The following is a 6973-nucleotide window of genomic DNA, read 5'->3' as shown; positions in this document are numbered from 1 at the left end:
ACATAGCGCTCGGGTAACACTCCGGACACCCGTGATGTTCCTACCCCACCAACCATGATCCACAAGACAGGCCCTAGCGCTGTGTCCAGCGTTGGTTGGCGGCCCCGGTGCAGGTCCACAGGAGCACCGTGGTGCCGTTGGCGGTCGCGTTGTTGTTCACGTCGAGGCAGAGGCCGGACTGTGCCCCGCTGATCGTGCCGTTCGAGTTGAACGTCCACCGCTGGTTGGCGCCGCCGTTGCAGTCCCAGATCTGGACCTTGCTGCCGGCTGCGGCGTTGGTGGGAGCGTCCAGGCACTTGCCGAGTGACTGGAGGGTCTGCCCGCTGGACGTCCACCGCTGGTTGGCCGCTCCGTTGCAGTCCCAGATCACCGGCTGGGTGCCGTTGGTGGTGTTGCTCTGCGGGACGTCCAGGCAGCGACCGGATGCCGCGCTGGCCAGCGCGAACGAAGTGGTCGACGGCGGGGGCGTGGTCGGTGGGGGCGTGGTCGGCGGCGGGGTGCTGCTGCCGCCGCTGACCCGGTACACCGCCGTGCCGTGGGCCGGGACGCTGGCGGAGATGGAACCGGTGCTCGTGCTGGTGCTGTTGCTCCAGGCGTCCACCAGGGTGAAGGAGCTGCCGGACTTGCCGACGGCGGCGGCCGTGGTGGAGATCGTCGTCGTCGAACCGCCCTGGTTGAGCAGGGCGACCGCGACGTCACCGTTGGCCAGCCGCTTGGCCAGCACGCGGCGCGTGCCGTCGAACGACACCTGGCTGGCCTGCAACCCGAGGGAGTCCTGGTTGATGGCGATCAGGTTGGCATTCTTGAGGATCGTCTGCGTCGCGGAGTTCATGTTGCGGACGTCGTTGCCGGCGATAAGCGGCGACGCCATGATCGCCCACATCGCGAAGTGGCTGCGCATCTCGGTGTCGTTCATGCCACCGCGGCCGACCTCCATCATGTCCGGGTCGTTGAACCCACCCGGACGCGCGTACGAGGCCATCGGAACGGTCACGTTGATGATGTTCTGGATGCCCATCGGGTAACCGTTGGTCTGCCCGGTGTCCCACGCGTTGGTGATGTCCTCGGTGGTCCGCCACATGTTCGCCACGTCGCCCCAGTTGCGCTGCGGACCGGTCTTGGCGTGGATGCTGTTGGAGTTGATGCTGTAGACGATCGGCCGGCCGGTCGCGGCCAGCGCGTCCCGCATCTTCGCGAACGTGGTGACCTGGTCGTTGATGCTGCCGTTCGGCGAGCACCAGTCGTACTTGAGGAAGTCGACGCCCCAGGCGGCGAACTGCCGGGCGTCCTGGGCCTCGTGGCCCTGGCTGCCGGTCGCGCCGGGATAGCTGTTGAAGTACTGGGCACAGGTCTTGTCGACCGGCACCTGGTAGAGGCCGAACTTCAGCCCCAGGGCGTGCAGGTAGTCGCCGAGCGCCTTCATCCCACTGGGGAAGCGGGTCGGGTCGCCCTGGAGGTTGCCGGCGCTGTCGCGGTTCGGGTTGAACCAGCAGTCGTCGACCACGACGTACTGGTAGCCGAGATCGCGCATTCCGTTGCTGACCATCGCGTCGGCGGTCTGCCGGATCAGCCCCTCGCTGATGTTGCAACCGAACGAGTTCCAGCTGTTCCACCCCATCGGGGGTGTCCGGGCGACGCCGTTGTCCAGCGCCTGGGCTCCGGGCGCACGTAGACCGACGAGGGCTGCGGCCACGAGCAGCCCGGCCGCGGCTGCCCGCCCCCAGTGGCGGGCTCGGACGGTTCGCTTCATACGGGAGCGTCCTTTCGATAGTGCCATCCACGGGGGACGGCCGCCCGGATGAGGCGGGCATCGTCATGAGCACGTCCACTGTTAGCGTTAACAGCAGACGCCGGTCATATTACGGAGCCGTTTCGTCAAATTCAACTGCTTCCATGTCTTGGCAGTTCGGCGACCGGGGCCTCACCAGCCCTCGGCGAGCCAGGGGCGGCCCCCGGCGGCCACGAGTGACCGACGGGGACCGCCCCCGCGGCAGAAGGATCTAGAGCCGCGCGAAGAACCGCCAGACCTCACCCTTGGTCCAGGTGGCGCTGCCACTCTCGGCGTACGTCCCGTCCACCGGCCCCGGCAGGTGACCGTTGTCGAACGCGGCCCACTGCACCGGATACCCGGCGCGGCACCCGGAGTAGGCGGTGGTGATGTGCGTGCGGCTGCCCGCCGCCGGCTCCCGCGGGTTCTGCGCGGTGCACCCGTTGGTCCAGCGATTCACTCCCTTGCTGCGGGTACGCCTGAGCGGGGCAGGCGTACCCTCTACGGGTTAGCGTTAACACATCCGCAGGTGAATGGCCGGCATCGATGGCGGGCAGCGTTCTCGCGGATGCCCGCGACCGGGGAGCCCCGGCCGGGGTGCGGCCGGCCGGGGTGAGCCCACGTCAGCTACGCAACTGCCACTGCTGGTTCGTGCCGCCGTTGCACGACCAGAGGATGAGCTTCGTGCCGTTCGCCGTTCCGGCGCCGTTCGCGTCCAGGCAGAGGCCCGACTGTCCGCCGGTGATCGTGCCGTTGGCGTTGACGTTCCACTGCTGGTTGGCCTGGCCGTTGCAGTCCCAGATCACCACTGTGGTGCCGTTGCTGGTGCCCTGGCCGGAGGCGTCCAGGCACTTGTTGCCGTACACCATGAGCTGCCGGCTCGCGGTGGCGGTCCACCGCTGGTTGGCGGCCCCGCTGATGCAGTCCCAGAGCTGGGCCTGCGTCCCGTTGGTGGTGCTGGAGTTTCCGATCTCGGCGCAGCGACCCGACTGGACGCCGACGAGCTGCACGTTCTGCGGGTTGGTGCTGCCGCCGCTCTGGACACCGGCCGCGGCGATCACGGACTGCGCGCCCGACGGCCAACTCCCGTTGGAGACCGTGACGTTGCTGTTGACGACGTTGCCGCGGTCCCCGTTGGTCACGTTGGTGCTGCCGTTGGTCGACCAGTTGTTGGTGACCGTGAAGTTGCCCATGTTCTCCGCGTAGTAATAGTTCGCGGTGGCCCAGGTGCCGGTGGAGGAGAACACGTTGTTGCGGGCGGTGTAGTAGCGCGAGCCCTCGTCGAAGTAGAGCCCGAACCAGCCGTTGGTACGCAGGCAGTAGTTCTGGTTGATGGCCCCACCCGGGTTCGCCGAGAGCGTGTAGATGCAGCCCCCGTCGGTCATCTGCTGCATCGCGTCGTGCACGTAGTTGCCGACGACCTGGTTGTTCGCGGCGGTGGTGGCCGTCGAGTAGCGGGGCTGGTAGTTGTAGAGGCCACGGTTGGCGTAGTGGTTGCTGCCACCGGCGTCGTTGGCGCCCCAGCCGTAACCCACCGACAAGCCGGTGTACGGCATGTTGTAGACCTCGTTGTGCGAGACCAGCGAGGTGTTGACGTAGGTGGTCAGGATCGACACCACACCCCGGTACTCCACACCCAGGTCGTGCACCCGGTTGTTGCTGATGGTGACGTTCCGGTTGACCATCCGCTGGTCGCCGGGGTGGTGGGCGTCGGCGCGCACACCGCCGACCACGATGCCGCCGGCCGAGTTGCGGGCGATCTCGGAGCCGGTGACCGTGATGTTGCTGGTGCCCAGGCCGACACCGCTCGTGTGGGCGTTGGCGTCGTTGCCGATGCCGATGGCCGTCTGGCCGAGGTTGACAAACTGGGAGTCGCTGAAGGAGATGGTGTTGGCGGCGGAGACCTGCACGGCGGCCGGCATCTGGGCCCAGCTCGGGCGGGTGGCCTCGAACAGCGGGCAGCCCTCCTGGCAGGAGGTCAACGCGTCGGACGGACGGGCCCAGGTGCCGACGATGTGCGCGCCGGTCTGCTGGTCGGCGAAACCGTTGCTGCTGCTCGGGCCGAGCCAGCTGGTGCCGGTGAAGGTGATGCCGCTGAACGAGATGTGGTGCGCGGGCGCGTCGTACGTGCCACCCACGCTGACCAGTGACTGCACCTGCGGCAACTCCACGCTCACGCTGTTCATGTTCTGCCCGGAGAGCGGGATGTAGTTGAGTTGTCCGCTACCCGGATTCAGATACCACTCCCCCGGCGAGTCGAGGAACTCGTACGCGTTCGCCAGGTAGAACGGGCCGGCCCGGTGCGGGCGGGACAGGGTGTCGAAGCCGAACGTGTTGTTGTTCCAGGCCGGCTGCTGCATCGTCAGGAAGTTCCCGCTGATGCTCTGCACGGGCGAGTACCGGTCGGTGAACGAGCCGACGCTCTCCACCTCGACCCGGTTCTGGTTACCGACGTTGTTCAGGTAGCTCAGCGCGCTGTTGCTGAACCGCATGCCGGTCGTGGTGAAGGTGAAGTCGGCGCGGTTGAGGGCGGTACGCGCCCGGGTGGCGATGGCGCCGTTGACGTAGAGCTGCTGGCTGTCCAGCCCGGCGGGGACGCTGGCCCGCCAGATGTTCTTCCCGGAGTCGACGAGCGACCACCCGGTGACCGCCCGCGCGCCGCTGATCGTCGGGCGGGCCGAGGCGGCCGCCTGCCAGATCACCTGGTAGCCGTTGGTGCCGGAGTCGGCGGCGGTCAGCCGCAGCGGTGAGGTGAGTCGGTACGCGCCGTCGGCCAGCTCCACGACGATGTCGCCGGACATGGAGCTGTTGAGCGTCCGTACCGCGGCTTGCGCGCCGGCCAGCGAGCATGGCTGGCTGGTGGAGCAGGTGCTGCCGCTGCCGGACGGGGACGCGTAGAGGGTGGTGGTCGCCGCGGAGGCCGGTGTGGCCGAGGCGGTCACGGCGACCAGGGCGGTCAGTGCCGCCGTGGCGGCGCCGGCGAGGAGCCTGCGCGCCACGGGGATGGATGAGACGGACACGGGACGGTCTCCTGTGGTGGTGGGGGTGGGGGACGCCTCGGCGAGGCGGGTTCGGAGGGTGACCTGCGGGCGTTAGCGCTAACAACGTGGACGTGCCGGCGCCGGGTCAGGCGACGACCTTCCGTAGGTGGTGCAGGCCGTCGACGGCGAGGCGGTCCTGGGAGGGGGCCAGGGGCCGCCAGATCGACGCCGCGGTGGCGATGGTCGCGTTGTCGGCCGTGAACGACTCGATGCAGACCGCGCCCCGGTAGCCGGTGCCCCGCAGGACGGAGAAGAAGCGGGGCCAGTCGAAGTGGTCCGCACCGGGAGCGCCCCGGTCGGTGCCGCTGACCTGGACGTGCTTGATGTGTGGGCCGGCCAGCGCGAGGGCCGCGTAGGGGTCGGCCTCCTCGATGTTCATGTGATACGTGTCGATCATGATGCCGACGCTCGGGGGTAGGCCGTCGATCAGCTCGATCGTCTGCTCGACGGTGTTGACCACGCTCGTCTCGTAGCGGTTCAGCGCCTCGACGCCGATGCTCACGCCGTACTCGCCGGCCCGGTCGGCGACCGGCGCGAGAGCCTGCCGGAAGTCGGCGTAGCAGGCCGCCCGGGCCGCCGCCGACATCCGCCAGGTACGGCCGACCGCCGCGTACACCGGGCCGCCGACGCAGGGCGCGCCGACCGCCGCCGCGTTCGCCACACACCCCATGAGGTACGCGACAGTCGACTCGACGACGGCCGGCGTGGCATCCACCAGGTCCCGCCCGGGCGGGGTGACCGCGCAGATCCCGGCCGCGACGAGGCCGTGCGCGGCCAGCAGGTCCCGCGTGCGGACCGGATCCCAGTCGCCGGGCTGCTCGATCGGCAGTTCGACCGCGTCGAACCCGAAGGAGGCGATCCGCGGGATCAGCCGGGCGAGGGCCTCGTCGTCGACCGGCGATGCCCACACCCAGGGGTTGACGCCGATGGCGTACACCGCAACCTACTTCCAGCGCTGCGGATAGCCGGGCAGGTCGCGGCAGCCGCACATCGCGTAGTGCAGCGGCGGCATGCTCGCGTCCAGGTACTGGTCCAGGTTGTCCTGGGTGACCGTGGGCTGCGGCAGCTTCCACGGGTTGGAGACCTGGGTCCCGTCGAGGATGTTCAGCGCGGCGATGATCGGCGTCCGCCACTGGTACGTCGGGTAGGTCGGCGCGATGGCGGTGAGCTTCTTGTCCTTCCACAGCTTCAGGAAGTCGAGCTGGTCCTCGCCGTTCATCGGCGGTACGGGCTTGCCGGCATCCTGGAACGCCTCGACCGCCGCCACGGCGACCGCTCCGGCGTCCATCCAGACCCCGTCGATCGTGCCGTACCGCTGGATGTAGTCGTTCACGATCTTCTTGGTCTTCGCGGGGTCGCCGTCGGTGAACTCCACGCCGACGACGTCGACCTTCGCCTTGTCCAGTGCGATCTTCGCGGCGGACCAGCGGGTCTCCAGCACGTCGACGCCGGGCAGGATGCGCAGGGCCAGCAGCTTGCCGCCGGGCTTCATCTTCTGGCTGACGAACTCCGCACCCACGTGGCCGAAGCCGTAGCCGCCCACCGGGTTGATGAACGTCACCGGGCAGGTGGTGTTGACGCCGCGGTCGAAGACGACCACGGGCAGGCCGGCCTTGCAGGCGGCCTCGACGGCCGGGGTGAGCGTGGCGGTGGTGTTCGGCGACACGATGAGCGCGTCACACTTCTTGCCGAGCAGATCGTTGATGTCGGCGATCTGCTTCTGGTCCTTGCCCTCGGCGTCGACGTGTACGAACTCGCTGATGCGGGAACGCTGCGCCTCGACCTCGGCCTGCATGGTCTTGAACCCGACCTGCCGCCACGGGTTGTTCAGCGCCGCGTTGGAGAAGCAGATCTTGTGCGGACCGGCCTTCTTGAACTTCGCGGTGTCCACCATCTTCGGGTTGAGCACCTGCTCCCACGGCTTCTCGGCCGGGCCCGTCGGTGCGGCGTCGAGCAGCGCCAACTCGTTGTCGTAGTCGGCCTGCACGAAGAACTTGGACTGCTCCCCGGTGCCCGACCCGGCGCCGGCGGACGCGCTGCCGGACGGGGACGCGGCCGGCTCGTCGGTGGCACACCCGGCGGTGGCCAGCGCCAGCACGCCCACCGCGGCCAGGGCGGCCAGGGCGGCCAGGGCGGTCATGGCGGTCATGGATCGTCTCATCGA

4 protein-coding genes and 1 pseudogene are annotated in these 6973 nt (G+C 68.8%); all 5 read right to left on the bottom strand.

From position 1 onward, the window contains the following. Positions 1 to 73: 73 nt before the first annotated feature. Positions 74 to 1750, bottom strand: coding sequence for a glycoside hydrolase family 27 protein (locus tag ACLQ24_RS09150; RefSeq protein ID WP_425890379.1), 1677 nt, complete (start codon positions 1748 to 1750; stop codon positions 74 to 76). Between the two features lie 250 nt (positions 1751 to 2000). Next, a pseudogene (locus tag ACLQ24_RS09145) lies at positions 2001 to 2213 on the bottom strand (RICIN domain-containing protein); the annotation flags it as partial. Between the two features lie 178 nt (positions 2214 to 2391). After that, positions 2392 to 4788 (bottom strand): RICIN domain-containing protein, encoded by a 2397-nt coding sequence (locus ACLQ24_RS09140; protein ID WP_425890378.1) that lies wholly within the window; start codon positions 4786 to 4788, stop codon positions 2392 to 2394. 106 nt (positions 4789 to 4894) lie between these two features. Further along, on the bottom strand, positions 4895 to 5746 hold the full coding sequence (locus ACLQ24_RS09135; protein ID WP_425890377.1) for a sugar phosphate isomerase/epimerase family protein: 852 nt from the start codon (positions 5744 to 5746) through the stop codon (positions 4895 to 4897). A 6-nt stretch (positions 5747 to 5752) separates the two neighbouring features. After that, positions 5753 to 6970, bottom strand: a complete 1218-nt coding sequence (locus tag ACLQ24_RS09130; protein ID WP_425890376.1) for a substrate-binding domain-containing protein — start codon at positions 6968 to 6970, stop codon at positions 5753 to 5755. Positions 6971 to 6973 lie beyond the last annotated feature (3 nt).

The sequence above is a fragment of the Micromonospora sp. DT4 genome, from assembly GCF_049841675.1.
Taxonomy (GTDB): Bacteria; Actinomycetota; Actinomycetes; order Mycobacteriales; family Micromonosporaceae; genus Micromonospora.
This window is presented reverse-complemented; position numbering and strand designations above follow the sequence as displayed.

Excerpts from the sequence above, each read along its gene's own strand:
- ACLQ24_RS09130 (WP_425890376.1), bottom strand. The coding sequence starts at position 6,970 with ATGAGACGATCCATGACCGCCATGACCGCCCTGGCCGCCCTGGCCGCC.
- ACLQ24_RS09150 (WP_425890379.1), bottom strand. The coding sequence starts at position 1,750 with ATGAAGCGAACCGTCCGAGCCCGCCACTGGGGGCGGGCAGCCGCGGCC.